The following is a 1869-nucleotide window of genomic DNA, read 5'->3' on the forward strand; positions in this document are numbered from 1 at the left end:
GGCGGGGTGGGCGCCCGACGGCCGAGGCGGCGCCGCCCGTCGCGGCCCGCGAGGCCGTCGAGCCGCCCGAGGTGCGCCCGTCCGCCCGCTCGGGGGCGCTGCGGCGGGTCCGCGCCGTCTGCGTCGTCGTCGAGCGGCGGGCGGGGTCGGCCGTCGGCCCCACGGGGCGCCGCGCCCCAGGCCGGCGCGGTCCGGGACGAGCGGGGGTCCGGGGCGGTCGTACGGCCATCCCGGGTACCTGCCTCTCGTGGGTCGTGTGCCTGGTGTGTCGCCGCGGCCGGTCGGTGGCGCGGGTCGTGCGGGCCGGTCCTCGGACGCTAGTGCTCAGCCGTCCGCGTCGAGCGGGGGCGCGCCGGTGCCGTCCGGCTGCAGGACGACGGGCGCCGGGGCGGGGACCATCCCGAGGGCACCGGCCCGGTCGGCGAGCCCGCCGGGCGACGAGGCGACCTGCAGGTCGTGCTCGAGGGACTGCTGGCGGTCGGCGAGCACGCCGCGCTGCGCCCCGAGCTCCGACAGCGTGAACGCGTTGCCGGAGATCGCGACGTTGAGCAGCAGCAGGGCCACCATGAGGGCGCCGAGCAGGGCGGTGCACGTGAGGGCGAAGCCGACCCGCCGCGGCGTCACCTCCGGGCGCGCGAGCACCCGCAGCGACGGAGTGGCCTGCGGCTGGGGGCCGCGGGCACGCGGGCGCGGCGCGGCCCGTCCGCCCGGACGGTCCGCGGGACGGGTGGCGGGGCGGGCGACCGTCCGCGGGACGGGACCGACCGGCCGGCCGACGGGACGTGCCGGTGCTGCCTGAGCGCTCACGACGCCCTCCTCTCCACGGCACGCAGCCGGACGGACGCCGCGCGCGGGTTGCGGGCGACCTCCTCGGCGTCGGCCTGCTCTGAACTGCGGACCACGAGCGCGTACGGCGCGGGCGGCGGCTCGACGGGGAGCCCGGGGGGCACCTCGACGGTGGTGGCGGCCGCGAAGGCGCGCTTGACCACCCGGTCCTCCCCCGAGTGGTACGACAGGACGACGATGCGCCCGCCGGGACGGAGCCGGTCCAGCCACGCGGGCAGCGCCCGCGCGAGCCCGGCGAGCTCGTCGTTGACCTCGATGCGCAGCGCCTGGAAGACGCGCTTGGCGGGGTGCCCGCCCGTCCGCCGGACCGCGGCGGGCGTCGCCGCGTAGACGATCTCGACGAGGCGGGCGCTCGTGGTGAACGGCGCGTCCTCGCGCGCCCGGACGACGGCCCGGGCCACCCGGTCGGCGGCCTTGACGTCGGCGTGCGTGCGCAGCAGGCGCGCGAGGTCGCGCTCGGCGTACGTGTTGAGGACGTCGGCGGCGGTCGGGCCGGTCGAGCCCATCCGCATGTCGAGCGGCGTGTCGCGGGCGTAGGAGAAGCCGCGCTCGTCGAGGTCGAGCTGCATCGAGGAGACACCGAGGTCGAGCAGCACCGCGTCGACCTCGTCGACGCCGGCCGCCTCGCAGACGCGGTCGACCTCGTCGTGGACGGCACCGACCGCGACGAGCCGGTCGGCGAGACCGGCCGCGGCGAGACGGCGCTGCGCCTCCGCCAGGGCCACCGGGTCGCGGTCGACGCCGACGACCCGGGCCTGCGGCGCCGCCGCGAGCAGGGCGGCGGTGTGCCCGCCGAGGCCGAGCGTGCCGTCGACCGCCACGGCGCCGGGGCGCTGCAGCACCGGGGCGAGCAGCTCCGTGCAGCGCTCGAGCAGGACGGGCACGTGCTCGGCGCCGCTCGCGGCGGGAGGGACTGCCATCGCGACCTCCGGGCCGGGCTGGACGGGCTGGGCGGGCTGGGCGGGTCGTCCCACCTGGGCTGCTCGGGCTCTGGTCGGCGACGACCGAACGCCACGCGCCTAG

Annotated in this window: 2 protein-coding genes; both read right to left on the reverse strand. The window is 79.2% G+C overall.

Going from position 1 to position 1869, the window contains the following annotated elements:
- Nucleotides 1-324: 324 nt before the first annotated feature.
- Complete coding sequence (locus tag WAA21_RS17870) at nt 325-807, reverse strand: hypothetical protein (RefSeq protein WP_336924208.1); 483 nt, start codon at nt 805-807, stop codon at nt 325-327.
- Nucleotides 804-1766 (reverse strand): 16S rRNA (cytosine(1402)-N(4))-methyltransferase RsmH, encoded by a 963-nt coding sequence (gene rsmH, locus WAA21_RS17875; RefSeq protein ID WP_336924209.1) that lies wholly within the window; start codon nt 1764-1766, stop codon nt 804-806. The genes WAA21_RS17870 and rsmH overlap by 4 nt, the downstream gene beginning before the upstream one ends.
- Between the last annotated feature and the right edge of the window lie 103 nt (nt 1767-1869).

Source organism: Aquipuribacter sp. SD81, from assembly GCF_037153975.1.
Lineage (GTDB): Bacteria > Actinomycetota > Actinomycetes > Actinomycetales > JBBAYJ01 > Aquipuribacter.

Bases quoted from the DNA above. Each gene is read 5' to 3' on its own strand.
- rsmH (WP_336924209.1), bottom strand. From the start codon at position 1,766: ATGGCAGTCCCTCCCGCCGCGAGCGGCGCCGAGCACGTGCCCGTCCTG.